We start from the raw sequence: 18,460 nt of genomic DNA, 5'->3' as shown, positions 1-18,460 counted from the left end.
TCCGCTGCACTGCCTCGTCGCGGGGGCTGCTGTGCCGCCCGCGCCGCCGTCGCGGCACGGGCCCACAACGGCGGGGCAGCGCGAGGTCAGCGCTGGTTGTGGCGTGGTGAGTGGCGGTGGGCAAGGGCCTCGTAGGAGGCGGAGAGCGCCGGGGCCGCGGTCTCGTACGTACGCTGCGCGACCCCTATGAACAGGCAGTCCACGACCAGCAGCTGGCTCGTCCTGGACGACATCGCGGCCGGGCGCAGCTCGCTCTCGCGGGCCGTGGACGTGGTGAGGATGTAGTCGGCGTAGGAGGCGATCTCGCCGTCCGGGCGGCCGGTGATGGCGATGGTGGTCGCGCCGTGGTCGAAGGCCACCCGCAGCGGCTCTATGACATCGGTGGTCCGCCCGGAGTGGGTGATCGCGAGGGCGACGTCACCGGTCCGCATCTGCACCGCGTTCGTCACGGCCAGATGCGGGTCCGCGTGCGCATGCGCGATCAGGCCGATGCGCAGTAGCTTCTGGGCGAGGTCCTGGCCGACGAGGTTGGAGGCCCCGATGCCGTACACATCGATGCGGCGGGCCCCGGCGAGCGCGGCGACGGCGGCTTCGAGCTGGGTGACGTCCAGTGCCGCGGCGGTGTCGGCCAGGCACTGCTGTTCCTCCTGCGCGAGCTTCGCGACGACCTCGACGAGGGAGTCGTCGACCGCTATATCGGCGGTCACCGCGGGCGCGCCGCCGGCCGCCTGCTGCGCGGCGAGCGCGGCGAGGGCGAGCCGCAGGTCGCGATAGCCCGGGTAGCCGAGCAGCCGGGACGTCCGTACGACGGTGGCTTCGCTGGTGCCCGTACGCTCCGCGAGGCCGGTGACGGTGAGGGCGGCACAGCCGGCCGGGTCGCTCGCGACGGTCTCGGCGACCCGCTGCATGGAGCGGGTCATCGTCGGGGCGAGGGTGCGGACCTTGGCGGCCAGTGCGGCGGGGGCGGGTGGGACCGGGGCCGGTCGGGTCTCGACGGCCGCGTCCTTGAAAGTTTCCTTCACGCTGCTGCTCACGATTGAAAAGTAATTTCATCGGCGCGCGACGTCAATACCCTCTGTGAGTGCTGTGGACAGAGCGCATGATCTGCCCCGCGCGGGCGCGTGAGGTGTGCCGGGGCTGTGGACAACGCCGTTCGCGGTCGGTGGCCGGGGGACAATGGGCAGCATGGAGCTGGAACAGGCATTGCACGCCGCGCGGGCGCTGGTGCTCGCCGACCTGATGGCGGATGAGGTGGCCGACGCCGACATCGTCTCGCTCGTGGAGGACGCGGTCGTCCACCGCCGGTGGTGGGTGGAGCAATGGCCTGAAGGCGCGGCATTCGTCGCGGGACTGATAGCGCAGGACGTCCAGGACGCCCTGCTGGACCGGTACGGCCGCTGGCCGCTGTGCCCCGTGTGCACGGAATCGGGCGATCCCCATGCGCTCGACGTCGAACCGGAGTTGGGACCCGACCCGCACTGGGTCTGTCCCAAGACGGCGGTCGCCGTGGCCCGGGTCGGCCGGCTCGGCACTTCCCTGGAGGGGTGAGGTGGTGGATGGCGCGAGGCGGTGGACGGTGCGGCGCGCTGACGCGGTGACCCGGCCGGAGGACTGACGTGGCGATCTATATCGATCCCCCCACCTGGCCCGGGCACGGCCGGATGTGGTCACACCTGGTCAGCGACCACTCCTTCGACGAGCTGCACGTCTTCGCGGCGGGGATCGGCGCGCCCCGGCGGGCGTTCGAGCGTGACCACTACGACCTGCCGGCCGAGCGGTACGGCGATGCGGTGCGTGCCGGCGCCGTGGAGGTCGGCAGCAAGGAACTGCTGCGCCGCCTGACGGCAGCGGGACTGCGCCGCCCCAAGAACCGGCCGGCGCCGCGGGTGTGAGGCCCGCCGGATGGAGCCGCCCCCCACCGGTGGAGCCGCCCCCGCAGAGCCTGGCCCCGTAGCCCCCTGCGGCGCGTCGGAGCAGGGGCGGGGCGGTGGGCCGCCGGACGATGGGCTGAGCCCGCATGCGCCGTAGCTGAGCCTGCGTGCGCCGTATGGGAAGCCGTATCGGAAGGGGACAGCCATGTCAGCCAGCGAACCGGGCCGGGAGCCGGCCACCGAGCTCGACCCCGACTACAGCAGTGAGGACGCCACGGCGACCGGATGGCCCACGGCCGTCGGCGGTATGACCGAGGCGGAGATCTTCTGGCTCACCACCGTCCGGCCCGACGGCCGCCCGCATGTCACCCCGCTGCTCGCCGTCTGGTCGGACGGCGCCCTCCACTTCTGCACCGGCCCCGGCGAACGCAAGGCCAAGAACCTCGAAACCAACGCGCACTGCGTGCTGACGACCTCGACGGCCGGCGGCAACGATCTGCACGCCGGGCTCGATGTGGTGGTCGAGGGCGACGCGGTGCAGGTCAGCGACGAGCCGACGCTGCACCGGCTGGCCGGTCTGTACACCGAGAAGTACGGCAGCGACTGGCATTTCGACGTCCGCGACGGCGCGTTCCACGGGCAGGGCGGCGGCCGGGCCGTGGTCTTCCGCGTCGAGCCGGTCACGGCCTTCGGGTTCGGGCGGGGAGAGACGTACAGCCAGACGCGGTGGAGGTTTGACGGCGGGGCGTAGGGCCGGGGCGTAGAGCCGCGGTGGGGGCGCCGGCTCAGGGGCTCAGCGCCGTCCCGCCGGCTCCCCGGCCTCTGCTGTCTCCGATGTGGTCGCTGCCGTGGTCTCCGCCGTGGTGGCCGCCGTGATCTCCCGTGCCTCCATTGCTTCCACTGTCTTCGCTGTCTTGTGTGCCGCCTCTGCGGGAGTGGCGGTGGCCGAGGAGGCGATCACCCGGGAGCCGCTTGTCGTGCGGTGCAGCCGGAAGGCGAAGGCGGTGGTGACGACCGCCGCCGCGGCCAGCGCGGCGCCGGTCCAGGCGACGGACGGGTAGCCCCAGCCCGCGCCGATGGCCAGGCCGCCGAGCCAGGGGCCGAGGGTGTTGCCGATGTTGAAGGCGGCGGTCGTGGTCGCGCCGGCCAGCGTCGGCGCGGCGTTCGCCACGTTGAACATCCGGGCGTTGAGTGCCGGGGCCGTGGTGAACGCGGTCACCCCGAGCATCAGCGAGAGCGCGATGGCGGCGACCGGGCTGTGCGCGGTCAGGGCCAGGACGGACAGCACGACCGTGGAGGCGATGATGCCGCCGAAGAGCGTCCCGAAGAGGTGCGCGTCGGCGATCCGGCCGCCGATGAACGTACCGATCAGTGCGCCGACGCCGAACAGCGCGAGCACCGTCGGCACCCAGCTCTCGGCGAGGCCGGCGGTGTCGGTCAGCAGCGGCGAGAGGTACGAGAAGAGCGCGAAGACCGCGGCGCCGTTCAGCGCCGTGGCGGTCAGCGCCAGCCAGACCTGCTTGTCCTTGTAGATGGCCAGCTCGCGACGGAGCTGCGGGCGGTCGTCGCCGGTGGGCACGGCCGTACGCGGCACCAGCGCGACCACGCCGAGCAGGCCGACCGCGGCCAGGCCGGCCACCGCCCAGAACGCGGCGCGCCAGCCGGCGTGCTGGCCGAGCAGCGCGCCGGCCGGGACGCCCGCGATATTGGCGATGCTCAGGCCGCCGACCATCACTGCCATCGCACGGGCCCGTGCGGTCACCGGTACCAGCGAGACGGCGACGGCCGCGCCGACGGCCCAGAAGCCGGCGCAGGCCAGCGCGCTCACGACGCGGGAGACGAAGAGCACGCCGTAGGAGGGTGCCAGCGCGCCTGCCACCTGGCCCAGGCCGAAGGCGGCGAGCAGCGCGATCAGGGTCGTCCGGCGCGGGAGGCGGAGCGTTGCGGCGGCGAGGACCGGTGCGCCGACCACCATGCCGATCGCGAAGGCGGAGACCAGGAGTCCGGCCTGCGGAATCGAGACGTGCAGGTCGCGGGCGAGTGGCTGGAGGATGCCGGAGAGCATGAACTCGGACGTGCCGAGAGCGAGGACGGACAGGCCGAGGACGTACACGGCTATGGGCAGGCGGGCGCGGTCGGACGGTGCTGGCATGTCAGCTACTAACAGCGATAGGACGGCTTACATTCCTGGTCACGGTACCGGCCGCGTCCCCGTCGCCTTCCCCGCGCCGGCTGGAGGCCCCCCGAAGCCCTACGCCCCGCGCAGCAGATCCAGCTCCGTGATGAGGTTGCGGCGGGCGAGGTGTTCCCAGCGGTCGTAGCCGCGGGGGGTCCGGAACAGGCGGGGCAGGGCGAGGAGTTGGGACAGGATGGCGGAGCGGCCGGCGAGGAAGTCGGGGTCGGGTACGAAGGCGTACTCGGCACGGACCGCGGCGGCGTAGGCCGCGTACTCGTCGGGGGAGCCGGCGAGCACGGCGAGGTCGGCATCGCACAGGACCTCGCCGTCGGGGTCGTCGGGCGCCGGGTCATGGGTGACGGTGAGCCGCACCAGGCGGGCGACCTCGGCCGTGCGGGCCGGGCCGATGCCCAGCTCGGGCAGTGCGCGTTCGGCGAGGGCCGCGCTGCGCTCCTCGTTCTCGGAGCGGTCCGGGCGGTAGACGGCGTCGTGGAACCAGGCCGCCAACTGGACGGTGGGCAAGTCGTCGGCGTGCTGCGCCAGTTCGTCGATGCGGTAGAGGACCGCGGTCAGATGGCCGACGGTGTGGTAGCGGCGTTGCGGTTCGCGCCAACGGGACAGGAGGTTGTCCGCGTACGGGGCGGGGTCGGGTGCCGTGGGGTTCTTGGTGCCGCGGGCCTTGGCGACGGTCACGGCCCATCGCTGCCGCAGCTCCTGCGCCGGGTCGGTGGTGTCTGCCGTACGGGACACGGAGGTCATGCCCGCCATTGTGCCTCGGGCGCCGGGAAACCGGGGCGGAGGGCGAGTGCCCGGTCAGGTCTGGGGCTCGTCGTGGCACGAGAGGGCGTCGATCATCTCGACGCTCGGCTTGTAGTGGTTCTCCCATTGGGGGTCGGCCTTGGGGATGGACCAGAGGGATGTGGAGAAGTCCTGGTTCCAGGTGTGGTCGGTGACGTAGTCCCGCAGGGCGTCACGCAGCTTCAGGCAGTCCTGGCGGTGGCCCTTGGCCATGGCGATGCCGTAGTGGTTGGCGGAGCCGTAGGTGAGGCCCGGGACGACCTTGAGATCCCGGTTCTCCTGGGTGAAGCCGTAGAGGATCATCTGGTCGGTGGAGACCGCGTCGGCGAACTTCGTCTCCTTGAGGTCCCTGATGCAGCTGGAGGCATCCGGGGCCTGGTAGAGCTGGATCCGGCGGTACGCCGGGCCGTCCAGTGTCGTGAAGGAGGTCGTCCCGGGCCAGGCGCAGACGCGCTTGCCGACGAGGTCTTCGGGCTTGTGGATGCGGTTGTCGTTCTTGCGGACCATGATGCCCTGGAAGGTGGAGGCGTACGGTCCGGCGAAGTCCAGTTTCTTCATACGGTCGGCGGTGATCGAGAACGTCGCGGCGACCAGGTCTTTCTTCTTCTCGGTGAGCACCGTGCTGCGGTCCTCCGACGGCACGATCCCGAAGTCCGGCTCGGCGCCGACAGCTTTGAGGACCTGTCGGGTGACGGTGATGTCGAAGCCGGAGAACTTGTAGACGTGGACGACGCCGGTGCCCGGCTGGTCGTTCTTCGTGCCGACCGATGCCCTGCCGTTCGCGAAGAGCGAGGGCGGCTGCGAGGCGCCGCAGGCGGTGGCGGTCAGGGCGGCGAGGGCGAGGAGCGCCGCGAGCGGGACGGTGCGCCTGCTGCTGGAGCGGTGGCCTGTGCTTCCGGGTGCGTGAGCTGGGGCGTGAGCGGGTGCGGGTGCGTGAGCGGTCATCAAGATCCCCCGTTCGTGTCGTGGGCCTTCGGTGCTTCCACGGCCGGCTTCGGGCCGCCGGATCACCTGTCGTGCAGCACGGCGTCCGTCGCGCTGATGTCCATCCGGCAGCCGCGGTCGGTGTGCAGGGTGACGTTGATCCGTACGGTGCTGACCCCCGCGCCCAGGGCGAAGTCGACGGTGCCACGGGAGCCGATCCGCTGTGGCTGGGCCGCGACGCCCGAGGCGAGCAGGGAGACGGTGGCGGCGTCCGGCAGGCAGGTCGGGCCGGCCGGATCGTGGTCGTTGATGGCCAGCGTCAGGCGCAGGGCGTCGCGTGCCTCCTTCAGGGCGGAGGCGTCGAGAAGGAGCGTGAGGGTCCGGTTCGTTTCCCCGTCCAGCGGCTGTGTGCCCTGGATACGGACGGACCCGGTCACATCGATCTCGCCGTGTGCGACGACCTGCTGGAATGCCAGCCAGCCCCCGACCGTCGCCAGGACGGAGACGAGGGACAGCGTGCCGACGACGCGGGCGTCACGAGGGCGCCGGTTGAGGACGCGGGCGGCGCCGGTGAGGAGCGCCAGCCCGGAGAGCGCGCCCCAGAGGGTGTACTGGCCGGCCGGTCCGCCCGGCTGGGTGCTGCCGGCGATGACCACGGCGGTGCAGGCCAGCAGGAGCGGCAGCCAGCGTGCGCTGGGGTGCATCACCCACTTGACGATCACGTTCTTGATGTCGTTGGCCGCGATGGAGTGGTCGCCGTGTGCCGTCGGACTGTTGTGGACGTTGCCACCGTCTCCGAGGCGGGTCATGAGCCGTTCCGGGGGGCCGGGCCGCCCCCCATGTGGATGTCGCCGTGGATCTCGATGGCCGCGATGGAGCCCTGGCCGGTCGCGGTGGGGGTGTTGTGGACGGTGTGCACGGTGGCGGCCGGGGCGAGCCGGGTGACGTGCTCCAGGAAGTGGGGGGCGTCGCGGCGGTCGGCGGGGGACCGCAGCCAGGCGGCCAGGGCGGCGGACAGCAGTTGCCGCTCCTGGTCGTCGAGGCGTGCGAGCAGTTCGTCGAGGGCGTCCGCGCGCCGGGTGTCGAGGAGCGGCGGGGTGGCGCCCTCGCCGAGGCCGGGGGCGGTGCCTTCGCCGAGGCCGGAGTCGGTCCCGTCGTCGCGGCGCAGCAGCCGGCGGAAGAAGCCCTCACCGGCGGTCACGGTGCGTTCGGCGATCCGCTGCTGGGCGGCGGTGAGCACGGAGGTGCCCATGCTGTTCGCCGCCAGGGCGAGATAGGGGGCGATTTCCGCGGACACGTTCGCTAATTCGGACATCCGGTCTCCCCCTGATCTTGGGTGGGCGTCATGTCGCAACGCCCTTACGAGGAGGGCGTGTTACCCCTGTGAGGGGTGGTTCAAACCTGTGTCAAGGGGGCGTTTCGGGCCGGAGTGTCGTCGGGTCGGCGGGCGGGCGTTGAGTGGGTGTGCGGGTGGGCGTCGGTGGTGTCCTGGCTGCGCGTCGGACGTGCATCGCCTGCCGGGTGGCCCGTAGTCTGGGGTATTGGACTAGACCTGTTGTCCGGTATCGGGGCGGTCCGTCTCGTCACGTCGTCAGCGAAGGATGGGGTCATATGAGCAAGCGCGCGCTCCTGGAGGTGATCGCGCTCGACCCGCTGGACGCGGTCGCCGCCCAGGCCGGCGGGGCCGACCGCCTGGAGCTGGTCACGGACATGGCGGCCGACGGGCTCACCCCGCCCCGTACCGCGTTCGCGGCGATCCGGGCGGCCGTCGACCTCCCGTTGCGGGTGATGCTGCGGTCCGCCGACGGGTTCACTGCCGGTGAGGTGACGGCGCTGTGCGAGGAGGCCGCGGCGCTGCGGGCGGAGGGTGCCGAGGAGTTCGTCCTCGGCTTTCTGACACCGGACGGGCGGCCGGATCTCGATGCGGTGGCGGCGCTGGCCGAGGTGATCGACGGCTGCCGGTGGACCTTCCACCGGGCCATCGACCGGGCCGCCGACCGGGACGCGCTGCGCAAGGAGCTGTCGGCGGCGGCCGGCACCGCCGGGCTCGACACCTATCTGACGGCCGGTTCCGCGCAGGGCGTCGACGCGGGGGTGCAGACGCTGCTGGCCGAGCAGGCACGTACGGCAGCGGGCGAGCCCGGGTACGCGCCGCGGATCCTGGTCGGCGGCGGGCTCGGGCTCGGTCATCTGCCGGCGCTGCGCGCGGCCGGTCTCGACGCGTTCCACATCGGGGGCGCGGCCCGGCCCGCCGGCTGGTCGGCACCCGTGGATGCGGCGGCGGTACGGACCTGGCGGGAGGCGCTGGACCGGCCCGTCGCACAGAGGGGCTGAGCCGTCGGCCTCAGCCGCCGGCCAGCTGTTCCGGCAGCGCCGCGCCATGGACCACCGTCAGGCCGGACACCGGCCGGGTCAGGCAGACGTACAGGCGGCGCAGGCCGGTGCGTTCGTCCGGTTCGCCGTCGACGATCGCGGCCGGCTCCTCCAGGACGACGTAGTCGTACTCCAGTCCCTTGGCGAGGGTGGCGGGTACCAGTGTCAGCCGGGCCTCGGCCGAGGTCTCCTCGCCGGGGGCCAGACAGGCCGTGCCCGCTGCCTCCAGGGCCGTGCGCAGCGTCGGAATACGGGCCTCCGCGGCGATCAGGCCGATCGAGCCCTCCTTCTTCAGCGCATCGTCGCAGGCCGCGAGGGTGGCGGCGGTCAGGTCCGCCGGTTCGACCGGGCGGATCTCGAAGTCGCCCGCCGACTCGCGGATGGAGGTGGCCTCCGTCAGATCGGGGGCGATGGCGGGCAGCAGCCGGGACGCGTACGCGATGACCTGGCGCGGTACGCGGAATCCCTGGGTCAGTTCTTCGACGGCCGAACCAGGCTTGCCCAGGTGGGCCAGCGCCTCTTCCCAGGTGTGGGTGGCCCAGGGGGTGGTGCCCTGGGCGATGTCGCCGAGGATGGTCGCGGAGCCCGTCGTGCAGCGGCGGCCGACTGCGCGGTACTGCATGGGGGAGAGGTCCTGTGCCTCGTCGAGGACCACATGGCCCAGGGAGTGGGTGCGCGCGACCAGGTCCATCGTCTCGTCGATCAACACCGCGTCCGCGGACGACCACTTGGCGCTCTTCACGCTGCGGGCCGGCTTGGTCCACAGGATCGTCTTCTGCTCCTCGGGCGTCAGGATCCCCTCGGCCTGCTCGGCCAGGAACTCCGCGTCGCCCAGCAGCCGCAGCACCAGTTTTGCCGGGTCGACCGGCGGCCAGACCGCCTTGACCGCGGCTTTCACGGCGGGGTTGCGGGCCACCGCGTCCTGCACCCGGTCGTCAGGGGCCTCGCCCGCCTGCTCCATCCGGACCAGCACGGCGTGCGCGATCCGCTGTGGCAGCGCCTCGCGGGCGGCACCGTAGCGGATGTCCCGGTCCATCAACTCCTGTACGAGCTCTTCGAGTTCGTAAGCCGGTACGCGCCAGCGGCGGGAGCCGCGGACGACTACGCAGGGCTCCTGCGGCATGGTGATGTGCGAGCGGACCGCCCGCCGCAGCACCTGGGCCATGCGCGCGTCGCCCTTGACCATCGCGGCGGCCGCCTCGTCCGTGCCGCGTACGTCCACATGGCCGACCAGGTCGTCGACCGTGGCCTGCTTGACCTCCAGCTCACCGAGGGCCGGCAGCACCTGCTCGATGTAGTGGAGGAACGAGCGGTTCGGGCCGATGACGAGGGTGCCGGCCCGGGCCAGCCGCTCGCGGTGCGCGTACAGCAGATACGCGACACGGTGCAGGCCGACCGCCGTCTTACCGGTGCCCGGCGCGCCCTGTACGCAGACCGAGCCGCCGATGCCGGCGCGCACGATCTCGTCCTGCTCCGGCTGGATCGTGGCGACGATGTCCCGCATGGGGCCGACGCGCGGGCGCTCGATCTCGGTCTGGAGGAGCCGGCTGGTCCGGTCCGCCTCCGCGGGGTCGGTGAGGTGTTCGTCCTCGTAGGCGGTCAACTCGCCGGCCGTGTAACCGAAACGGCGGCGCAGCCTGAGGTCCATCGGGTCCTTCTTGGACGCCCGGTAGAACGGCTGGGAGACGGGCGCGCGCCAGTCGATGACCATGGGGTCGCCGTCGGCGTCGTGGACGTGCCGCCGTCCGATGTAGAAGTTCTCGCCCTCCCGTCGCCCACCACCACCCTCGCCGGAGGCGCTGTGCGCCGCCCCTCTTGATGCGCCTTCGGCAAGGTCGAGGCCGGGGGCGTGGAGATAGTCGAGGCGGCCGAAGAAGAGCGGGGTGTGGGAGAGGTCGGCGAGCGCCTTGATCCGGGCGTCGATCTCGCCCTGGAGGACTTCGGCGTTGACCCAGTTCGCGGTGACATCGGCGATGTTCAGCGCCTCGGCGTCCTCGCGCATGGCGCGCAGGGCCGCGCGGGAGGCGGCCAGGTGGGACTTTTCGTGCTGGAGGGGGCCGGGGTTCGGGTCGGCCTCCGTCGGGGCGGCGGGGCTGTGGGGGTGGTGGGCGTGCGCGGGCACGGTGTTGCCTCCGGTGGCGGTACTTCGGCGGGCGCGCCGGGGCGAGCGGGCGCGGCGGGCCGGTGTCGGTGCGCAGCGCGGGTCAGGCGGTGCGCGGGTCAGCGGCGTGAAGCGAAGGGCCGTCCGGTTTCCGACCGGTCGGCGGCACTCCCCGACGGGAGGCAGGCAGACGCGCGATTGTAGTCAGCGGCTCAGAACGGCGCCAACGGATTTCCGGCGGCGTTGCGGCGGTCGTTTCGGGGCGAACGAACCCTGAGGGCGCCGTACGCCTCCCGTAGGGGGCCGGGTGGGTCTGGAGAGGGACATCCGGCCCCAGGGATGGACCTATGGACCGATGTGCTGCAATCGCGTGAATTTCATCATGGAGACATGAGCAGCGCAGCGATTCCCCCAGGTTCTGTCCACCCGATCTCCGTCCACCCGGTCAAGGGCGCCACAGCCCTCGGCGCGGACCCCGGACGCGGTGCGGCCGCCGTCCATGAGCACCGCTATGTCATGGGCAACGCACTCCGCGCGATCAAGGTCTTCGCCACGGCCGCCTTCAGCGTCGCCGTCATGGGCGAGTACGCGGACGAACCGCGCACGCCTGACACCACGAACGCCCGGCACGACAACCACGACGCCACGAGCGCCTGACTCCATGAACACCCGACCCTGCACGACCCGACTCCGCATGACCCGACCCCGCACCACCCCCGTCGCCATCCGGTTGTCCGGAAACCGTTACGGCCCGTCGGGCTCGATCCATTAGCGTCGCCACAAGAGAGCGCACTCAGGGCTACGGGGAGGGGACAACGGGTGTCTGCCGCCGAGGGGACGCGGACGTGGAGACGGACCTGGGGGCAGGGCATCGCCCGCCCCGGCCGCTTGGTGATCGCAGCGGCGCTGCTCATGGCGTCACTCGCCGGACTATGGCTGCTGTACCAGGTCCTGCCGATGCCGATGTCCGACATAGCGGTCTACCGCGCCGAGGGCCAGGCGGCCTCGGCCGGCGGTGATCTCTACGGCTTCACGGTCACCAAGTGGGCACTTCCGGCCACCTATCCGCCCTTCGCGGCCGTGCTCTTCATACCGACCACCTGGCTCTCGCTCGGCACGCTCAAAGTCGTGTGCGTGCTCGTCAACGCGGCCCTTCTCGCGCTGCTGGTCCATCTCTCCTGCAAGGCAGCCGGCCTGCGCAAGGCTTCCCGCACCGCGCCCGCCATCCTCGCCACCACCGCGCTCGGCCTCTGGCTGGAGCCGGTCTTCCAGACCTTTGTCTTCGGCCAGGTCAATCTCGCACTGACCTGCCTGGTCCTGTGGGACCTCTCCCGTCCCGACGGCGCCCGCTTCAAGGGGTTCGCCACCGGCATCGCGGCGGGCATCAAACTCACCCCCGCGATCTTCGGTGTCTATCTCCTCGTCACCGGCCGGGTGAAGGCCGCCTTCACCGTCCTCGGCGGGTTCCTGGCCTCGGCGCTGCTGGGCTGGCTGGTCCTGCCCGCCGCCAGCATCGAGTACTGGACACAGCGGATGTTCGAGACCGGCCGGGTGGGCAAGGTCTGGATCGTCGACAACCAGTCCCTCCAGGGCCTGATCACCCGCGTACTGCACCAGCCCGAGCCCGGCCTCCTGTGGGCGGTGCCCGCGCTGCTGACCGCCGCAGCGGGGCTCTACACCGCCCGCCGGGTGTATCTGCGGCGCGGTCTGGACAGCTGGGGTGTGCTGTGTACGGCGATCACGGCGCTGCTGGTCTCGCCGATCAGCTGGTCCCACCACTGGGTCTGGTGTGTGCCGCTGCTGGTCGCGCTCGCCGCCCGTACCCGACGCAGCCCGCGGCGCAGGGCGCTGCTGGCCGCCGTCACCCTCGCCTTCGCCGCCCGCACGATGTGGATCATCCCGCACACCGGCGATCTCGACCTGCACTTCGCGTGGTGGCAGCAGCCGTTCGCGGCCCCGTATCCGCTGCTCGGCCTCGCCCTGCTGGCGGCCGTGGTCCTGTGGACGAGGAAGCCCTCCGGCATCCCCGGCGCAGCGGTCGGCCGCCTCCCGGCGCCGCGCGCCGAGCAGCAGCTCCCCAGCGGCGCCCGGGCGGTCTGAGCGGGAGCTCAGACGTCCTCGTCCGCCGCCAGCAGCTCATCCGCATCCACGATGCGGTACGCATAGCCCTGCTCGGCCAGGAAGCGCTGGCGGTGTGCCGCGAAGTCCTGGTCGATGGTGTCGCGCGCGACGACCGAATAGAAACGCGCCTCGTGTCCGTCCGCCTTGGGACGCAGCACCCGGCCCAGCCGCTGTGCCTCCTCCTGGCGCGAGCCGAACGTGCCGGACACCTGGATCGCGACCGTGGCCTCCGGAAGGTCGACCGAGAAGTTCGCGACCTTCGAGACGACGAGGACCGAGATCTCGCCCTCCCGGAAGGCGCCGAAAAGCTTCTCGCGCTGTGCGTTGCTGGTCTCGCCCTTGATCACCGGCGCGTTCAGATGCTCGCCCAGCTCGTCCAGCTGGTCGATGTACTGCCCGATGACCAGCGTCTGTTCGCCCTGGTGGCGGCGGACCAGCGCCTCGGTCACATGCTGCTTGCTGGCGGTGGTCGCACAGAAGCGGTACTTCTCCTCGGTCTCGGCGGTCGCGTACGCCAGCCGCTCCGAGTCGGTCAGGTTGACCCGCACCTCGACACAGTCGGCGGGGGCGATATACCCCTGTGCCTCGATCTCCTTCCAGGGCGCGTCGAAGCGCTTGGGCCCGATGAGGGAGAAGACATCCGACTCCCGGCCGTCCTCGCGCACCAGCGTCGCGGTCAGCCCGAGCCGCCGCCGCGCCTGCAGATCGGCGGTGAACTTGAAGACCGGCGCGGGCAGCAGATGCACCTCGTCGTAGACGACCAGACCCCAGTCGCGGGAGTCGAACAGCTCCAGGTGCGGGTAGACGCCCTTCCGCTTGGTCGTCAGCACCTGGTACGTGGCGATGGTGACCGGCCGGATCTCCTTCTTCGTCCCGCTGTACTCGCCGATCTCGTCCTCGGTGAGCGAGGTCCGCTTCACCAGCTCGTGCTTCCACTGCCGGGCCGAGACCGTATTCGTCACCAGGATCAGCGTGGTCGCCTTGGCCTGCGCCATCGCGCCCGCCCCGACCAGCGTCTTGCCCGCGCCGCAGGGCAGCACGACCACACCCGAGCCGCCGTGCCAGAAGCCCTCGACCGCCTGCTGCTGATACGGCCGCAGCGCCCAGCCGTTCTCGTCCAGCTCGATCGGATGCGCCTCGCCGTCGACGTACCCGGCCAGGTCCTCGGCGGGCCAGCCCAGCTTGAGCAGCGTCTGCTTGATCTGCCCGCGCTCCGAGGGGTGCACCACGACGGAATCCGGGTCCAGTCGCGCTCCGACCAGCGGCTGCACCTTCTTCGAGCGCAGGATCTCCTCCAGCACCGGGCGGTCGGTGGTGGTCAGCACCAGGCCGTGTGCGGGGTGTTTGGTGAGCGTCAGCCGCCCGTAGCGGGACATCGTCTCGGCGATGTCGACGAGCAGCGCATGCGGCACCGGGTACCGCGAGAACTGCACCAGCGCGTCGACGACCTGCTCGGCGTCGTGCCCGGCCGCCCGTGCGTTCCACAGCCCGAGCGGCGTCACCCGGTAGGTATGGATGTGCTCCGGCGCCCGCTCCAGCTCGGCAAAGGGCGCGATGGCCCGCCGGCAGGCGTCCGCCAGCTCATGGTCCACCTCCAGCAGCAGCGTTTTGTCGCTCTGGACGATGAGGGGTCCGTTCACGCGCCTCGCCTTTCACTTCCCGGCCTTCGCCGCCGGTACCGGCCGCAAGACCTCGACCGTTGATCACGGTCACGGCCCTCGGCCGCAGACCTCGACCGCACATACGGCCAAACGTCCAGTGTGCCGCATTGCGCAGCGGGCGTCAGCGAGGGAACGACGGCCCCTCCTCAGGGCGCCCCGGGAAGCGGCCCGGGCCGAGGCGTCCGCCGGGCTCCCGCCAGGTCCGCCGCCCACCCCTCAGACCGAGTCGTCCGCCAGCTCCGCGACGCCCGTGATCCGGTGCAGCGGATAGGTCCGCACCTCGTCGGAGGTGTGGTCGTAGGCCGTCACGAAGCCGCCTTCGACGCGTACCGGCGCGATGACGCGCTGGCTGGCGGCGCCGTCGGCGTTGACGTACCCGATCCACAGGGCGGAGTGGGTCAGCACCGCGGCCTGCATGGTGGCAAGGGTCTCGGCGGAGGTGGTGCGGGGGAGAGCGCCGGGGGCGGCCGGAGCCGGGGCATGGACGGGCTTGCGTTCCGCGGTGGCGGCGAGGTCGCCGGCGCGGATGGCACGTACCGCCGCGGTGAGCAGGGTCGCGTCGGGGGTCGGCGGGCCGTCGGGCACCGGGGTGGGGGCGGTGCGCGGCGGGGTGCGGTGGGTGTCGGCGCGGGCGATCAGTACGTCGCCCGCGGTGGACTCGGCGGCCGGGGCGTAGCCCATCGCGCGGAGGCCGTCGAGGAGTTGGTCGGGGGCGGTCTGGGCGGCGAGCACGGTCGGGGCGAGCCGGCGCAGCCGGAGGGTGGCGGCGCGGCGGTCGGCAAGGATCTCGGAGAGCAGTGCGTCGTCGTCGCAGCGGACGTAGGCGGTGGCCGCGCCGATCCGCAGCCGGCCGTGCTTACGGGCCACATCGTCGATGAGGTAGGCGAGCGGCTGGGGGACCGGGGTGCGGGAGTGGGCGGTGAGGAATTCCTGCAGCTCGGCGGCGGAGCGGCCGGCGTCCAGGGCGCGGCGTACCGAGGCGGGGGTGAAGCGGTAGACCGTCGCACCGCCCTTGGACTCGATGTCGGCGAGGACGCCGAGCGCGTCGGCGAGCGGGCGGTGCAGCGGGCCGGGGGCGACGGCGGTCAGGTCCGCCTGGAGGAGGACGTGATCGACGGGCTCGGGGAGGAGGGGGGCGAGGAGCGCGGCGGCGCGGGTCGCGGCGGCGTCGGTGTCCGCGGGGGAGGGGGCCGCCGCGGGCGCGGGGGAGGAGGCCGCGGCGGACTGCGAGGTGGTGCCGGTCAGGGCGCGGCCGTGGGCGGAGAGTGCGCCGCGGCCGGTCACCCCCAGCAACTCGGCCTCGGTCAGCGTCCATTGCGCGAGACGCGAGCGGAGGTCGTCGGCGGGAGCGGAGCCGGTGGGGGTGTGAGCGGAGCCGGCGGGGCCGGTAGCGGGGCCGCGGGACGGTGCGCCGCCGTCGACGGCCCCCGTCGCGGCCGGTGTCCGGCCCGTGGCCGGTGCCGGGACCTGGCCCGCGGCCCCGGCGCTGCGCAGCGGACGCTCCCACTGCAGCCGGGAGCGGACCGCGGCCGCCGGTACGGAGGTGCCGGGCGGCAGGCCGGCGAGGAGGGCGAGGGCGCGGCGGCGGACCTCGGGGGCGGGGGAGCGGTCGAGGTGCGGGCCGAGGGCGGCCAGTGCGCGGCCCTTGGCATCGGCGGTGCCGACGACGCCCGCGGTGCGGGTCGCGGAGAGCCAGCCGGCGGCCAGCACGGCCCAGCGTTCGTGGTCGGGCAGCTGCAGCCACTCCTCGGCGGCCGGAGTGGCCGCGAACCGCTCGTCGGCCTCGCCGTCGGAGGCGATCAGCCCGGCCCCGTAGGCGAGTTCGAGCCAGAAGGCGGCAAGCTGCTCGGTGGTGTCCAGGGCAGTGGCGGTGCGCTTGAGGTCGCGGACGCTCATCCCGCCGGCGCGCAGGACGCCAGGCCCGCCCAGGTCCCACTCCTTGAGCAGTTCCTCGACGGTCGCCAGCGCGGTGAACGCCTGACTCGCGGCGGCGTTGTCCACAAGCTGTGGATCGCGTTCCGTGGCGGGGGAGAGCGCGGGCGGGACCGGCTCGGGGGTGTGATGGGCGCGCCCGGCGCGCAGGTGGAGCGCCGCTTCGCGCGGCAGGACGACATTGCGGGCGCCCGCCGGGAGCAGCAGTCCCCGGTCCAGCAGCCACTGCAGATGCGGGGCCGGACGGTCGGTGACCCCGCCGTACGGCGGGCCCCACAGCAGCTTGTCGAGGACGGCGACGGATTCGGCGGGCGCGGTGTCGAGCAGCGCCGTCATCCGGGCGCGGTCGGAGAAGAGCGCGGTGAGCGCCGCGATCGCGGTGACCGGATCGTGGGTGGTGGGCAGCCCGGCCGCGGCGATGATCTCCTGCAGCCGCCCCGGCGACATACCGGCCGCGGCCTCGGCGACGGTCGGCCCCAGCCCGGTCGGCGACGGATGCGCGGCGCTGGGACTGAGCAGTTCACGGGCCGTACGCACCAGCCGCAGCCGGTCGTCCGGGCCCCACACCAGCGCCTGCGCCCGCAGCTCGGCCACCGCCCGGGGCAGCTCGGCGGCGACCGCCGCGTCCCCGGTGTCCCCGCCCATCAGCGCACCCAGCGTGTCGTACGGGCACGGGTCGGGCGCCACCGCCAGCGCCTCGGCGGTCTGCAGCACGAACCGGTCGAGCCGTTCCACCGCGCGGACGACCGACGCCCGGGTCCCGGCCCGGGTGGCGAGCTGGGTGACATCACCCGGCACCGGATTGAGCAGGTCGGGCCGTGCCCGCAGCAGCCCGACGAGCCCGCGGTCGGTGCGGGTCCTGAGCTCCTCGGCGAGGGTGCGGGGTGTACCGGTCATTCGTCCTACGTTAGCGGGGCGGGGCCGGACGGGGGACCGAGCGGCGGCACGGTATCCACCGAACGCCGCCACGCCACGGGTACGCCACCCCGGCGCGCCCCGCCTGCAGAGCCCGCCGCACCCCGCCTGCGGCATCCCGCCCACCCCACGCGTACCGCCCGCCCGCCCACGTACGCCACCCCGGCGCGCCCCTGCGTACGCCACCCCGCCCCGGGCCCCGCGGCCTCCGGCCCGCCAGGCGGCGGAGGCGGTACCGTCGGGGCAGCAACCAGCGGACGCCGCAGGGGATTTCGTGGGGATCGAGAGCGATCAGCTCGTCTATGACTATCTGAGCCGGGTGGGCGACCTGGCCCAGCAGCGGGGACTGCCCTCCGCCACGCGGATGCGGCTGGTCACCGGGCTCCGGGCCGAGATAGACGGACAGCAAGCCGATTCGGTATCCGGTGTGAAGCGGATTCTGGCGCGGCTGGGGACGCCGGAGGCGGTGGTCGCGGCCGCGGGGAGCACGGACGACCGGGCGCCGGGCGCGTCCTGGGGCGGACCGGAGCCGCGGCGCGGACCGGAGCCGCGGCAGGGACCGGAGGCCGGGAGTGCCCCGGGGGCCGGCCCTTCCGTACCGCTCGGCCCGGCGCCGTCTGCAGGCCCGTCGCAGCCCGCCGGCCCCTCGCGCCCGTGGAGCGCGGCGCGCGAAAAGCTCACCGGTCTGGCCTGGCGCGGCGGGCTGACGGGCAAGCCGCCCGCGAACGGCAAGGACGCCCCGCACGGCAAGGACGCCCCGCACGGCAAGGGCGGTCCGTACGGCGCGGTGCCCGCCCCGCGCGACGTCGGGCCGAAGACCACGCCGTCCGTCGGCCTGCCGCCGCATCTGGCCGGCGCGGACGAGCTGGGCGACGACGGTGACGCGCCCGACTGGTGGCGGGTGGAGCCGGCGCCGTTCGGGCCGGGCGAGACCGTCCCGGGGTTCGTCGGCGGGATCGAGATCCCGGAGATATGGGACCGGCCGAAGAGCGACCCGGTGTCGATGACGAAGGACGGGGCCCGGGGAGCCGGGGAGCAGGGCGCGGACGCGGAGCAGGAGGCGGACGGCGCGGCGCCGGCCGAACGGCCGCTGCGGCGGATGGTCCGGCGGGTGCTCGACCGGCGGCGCGGCGACCGGCCCGGTGTGGCGCCCGCGGCCGAGGCCGGCGAAGACGTCGTGGTGGTGCCGGCGCGGGCGCCGCTCAGTCCGGTGCTGACGCTGGCCGTGCTGCTGCTGGTGGCCGGTGCGGCGCTGGGGTCGTGGCTCGCGCTGGCGGGCGGCTGGGGGCTCGCCTACGTCTCACGGCGGCTGAGCCGGGCCGAGGCCAAGTTCGCGGCGCTCGGCGTGCCGGGGACCGTCGTGGGCGGGCTGGTGGTGTGGCTGTGGGGCCGGTTCGACGGGCGCTGGGGCGAGCCGATTGCGCAGGGGCGGCTGGGTCAGGAGATGGCCGACGGGCTGCCGGGCGTGGTGCGGGTGGCGGCGGTCGCCTCGGCGCTGTTCCTGGTGTGGCGGATGCGGCGGGTGCCGCGGTGAGGAGGCAGGAGCACCAGGGGCCTCGCGCCCCGGCCTGAGCGGCCCGGGGCTCCC

The 18,460-nt window shown here is 73.1% G+C and carries 16 protein-coding genes; 7 read left to right on the top strand and 9 right to left on the bottom strand.

All coding sequences use genetic code 11. The features are described 5' to 3' along the window. Nucleotides 1-86: 86 nt before the first annotated feature. The gene (locus OHS81_RS14290) at nucleotides 87-1,034 is read right to left on the bottom strand and encodes a MurR/RpiR family transcriptional regulator (RefSeq protein WP_443058702.1); all 948 of its coding nucleotides are present in this window, start codon (nucleotides 1,032-1,034) and stop codon (nucleotides 87-89) included. Between the two features lie 151 nt (nucleotides 1,035-1,185). Here OHS81_RS14290 and OHS81_RS14285 point away from each other — a divergent pair, with 151 nt between their 5' ends. From OHS81_RS14285 to OHS81_RS14275, 3 genes are all read left to right on the top strand, one after another. Beyond that, nucleotides 1,186-1,548 carry a hypothetical protein gene (locus OHS81_RS14285; RefSeq protein WP_088802267.1) on the top strand — a complete coding sequence of 121 codons (363 nt, stop codon included), beginning with the start codon at nucleotides 1,186-1,188 and terminating at the stop codon, nucleotides 1,546-1,548. A 68-nt stretch (nucleotides 1,549-1,616) separates the two neighbouring features. After that, a complete protein-coding gene (locus tag OHS81_RS14280) occupies nucleotides 1,617-1,892 on the top strand; it encodes a DUF4031 domain-containing protein (RefSeq protein WP_328385160.1) in 276 nt (91 codons plus the stop codon). A gap of 184 nt (nucleotides 1,893-2,076) precedes the next feature. Continuing rightward, nucleotides 2,077-2,622, top strand: a complete 546-nt coding sequence (locus OHS81_RS14275) for a pyridoxamine 5'-phosphate oxidase family protein (protein ID WP_328385159.1) — start codon at nucleotides 2,077-2,079, stop codon at nucleotides 2,620-2,622. 42 nt (nucleotides 2,623-2,664) lie between these two features. Here OHS81_RS14275 and OHS81_RS14270 read toward each other — a convergent pair whose 3' ends face one another. The 5 genes from OHS81_RS14270 to OHS81_RS14250 all read right to left on the bottom strand — a co-directional run bounded on the left by OHS81_RS14270 (nucleotide 2,665) and on the right by OHS81_RS14250 (nucleotide 7,084). Next, complete coding sequence (locus tag OHS81_RS14270) at nucleotides 2,665-4,023, bottom strand: Cmx/CmrA family chloramphenicol efflux MFS transporter (protein ID WP_328385158.1); 1,359 nt, start codon at nucleotides 4,021-4,023, stop codon at nucleotides 2,665-2,667. A gap of 99 nt (nucleotides 4,024-4,122) precedes the next feature. Then, on the bottom strand, nucleotides 4,123-4,806 hold the full coding sequence (locus tag OHS81_RS14265) for an HD domain-containing protein (protein WP_328385157.1): 684 nt from the start codon (nucleotides 4,804-4,806) through the stop codon (nucleotides 4,123-4,125). Between the two features lie 54 nt (nucleotides 4,807-4,860). Further along, nucleotides 4,861-5,790, bottom strand: coding sequence for a transporter substrate-binding domain-containing protein (locus tag OHS81_RS14260; protein WP_328385156.1), 930 nt, complete (start codon nucleotides 5,788-5,790; stop codon nucleotides 4,861-4,863). Nucleotides 5,791-5,852: 62 nt separating this feature from the next. Then, a complete protein-coding gene (locus OHS81_RS14255) occupies nucleotides 5,853-6,578 on the bottom strand; it encodes a hypothetical protein (protein ID WP_328385155.1) in 726 nt (241 codons plus the stop codon). Beyond that, a complete protein-coding gene (locus OHS81_RS14250) occupies nucleotides 6,575-7,084 on the bottom strand; it encodes a hypothetical protein (RefSeq protein WP_328385154.1) in 510 nt (169 codons plus the stop codon). Before OHS81_RS14250 ends, OHS81_RS14255 begins: the two co-directional genes overlap by 4 nt. 296 nt (nucleotides 7,085-7,380) lie before the next feature. Between OHS81_RS14250 and OHS81_RS14245 the strand changes: the two genes are divergently transcribed. Next, nucleotides 7,381-8,103 carry a copper homeostasis protein CutC gene (locus OHS81_RS14245; RefSeq protein WP_328385153.1) on the top strand — a complete coding sequence of 241 codons (723 nt, stop codon included), beginning with the start codon at nucleotides 7,381-7,383 and terminating at the stop codon, nucleotides 8,101-8,103. Nucleotides 8,104-8,113: 10 nt separating this feature from the next. Here OHS81_RS14245 and OHS81_RS14240 read toward each other — a convergent pair whose 3' ends face one another. Beyond that, nucleotides 8,114-10,264 (bottom strand): HelD family protein, encoded by a 2,151-nt coding sequence (locus OHS81_RS14240; protein ID WP_443058701.1) that lies wholly within the window; start codon nucleotides 10,262-10,264, stop codon nucleotides 8,114-8,116. 369 nt (nucleotides 10,265-10,633) lie between these two features. Between OHS81_RS14240 and OHS81_RS14235 the strand changes: the two genes are divergently transcribed. Then, nucleotides 10,634-10,900, top strand: coding sequence for a hypothetical protein (locus OHS81_RS14235; protein ID WP_328385152.1), 267 nt, complete (start codon nucleotides 10,634-10,636; stop codon nucleotides 10,898-10,900). Nucleotides 10,901-11,062: 162 nt separating this feature from the next. Beyond that, complete coding sequence (locus OHS81_RS14230; protein ID WP_328385151.1) at nucleotides 11,063-12,343, top strand: glycosyltransferase 87 family protein; 1,281 nt, start codon at nucleotides 11,063-11,065, stop codon at nucleotides 12,341-12,343. Nucleotides 12,344-12,351: 8 nt separating this feature from the next. Here OHS81_RS14230 and OHS81_RS14225 read toward each other — a convergent pair whose 3' ends face one another. Together OHS81_RS14225 and OHS81_RS14220 are read right to left on the bottom strand one after the other, a co-directional pair. Continuing rightward, nucleotides 12,352-14,004: a DNA repair helicase XPB gene (locus OHS81_RS14225; RefSeq protein ID WP_328385150.1), complete on the bottom strand. Its 1,653-nt coding sequence runs from the start codon at nucleotides 14,002-14,004 to the stop codon at nucleotides 12,352-12,354. 237 nt (nucleotides 14,005-14,241) lie between these two features. Next, the gene (locus OHS81_RS14220; RefSeq protein ID WP_328385149.1) at nucleotides 14,242-16,854 is read right to left on the bottom strand and encodes a helicase C-terminal domain-containing protein; all 2,613 of its coding nucleotides are present in this window, start codon (nucleotides 16,852-16,854) and stop codon (nucleotides 14,242-14,244) included. A gap of 292 nt (nucleotides 16,855-17,146) precedes the next feature. On the opposite strand from OHS81_RS14220, the gene OHS81_RS14215 reads away from it, so the two are divergent. Then, nucleotides 17,147-18,406, top strand: coding sequence for a hypothetical protein (locus OHS81_RS14215; protein WP_328385148.1), 1,260 nt, complete (start codon nucleotides 17,147-17,149; stop codon nucleotides 18,404-18,406). The last annotated feature ends 54 nt before the right edge of the window (nucleotides 18,407-18,460 follow it).

It is taken from the genome of Streptomyces sp. NBC_00400, assembly GCF_036048035.1.
GTDB lineage: Bacteria > Actinomycetota > Actinomycetes > Streptomycetales > Streptomycetaceae > Streptomyces.
The sequence above is the reverse complement of the archived record's forward strand: the minus strand, read 5'-3'. Positions and strand labels throughout refer to the sequence as shown.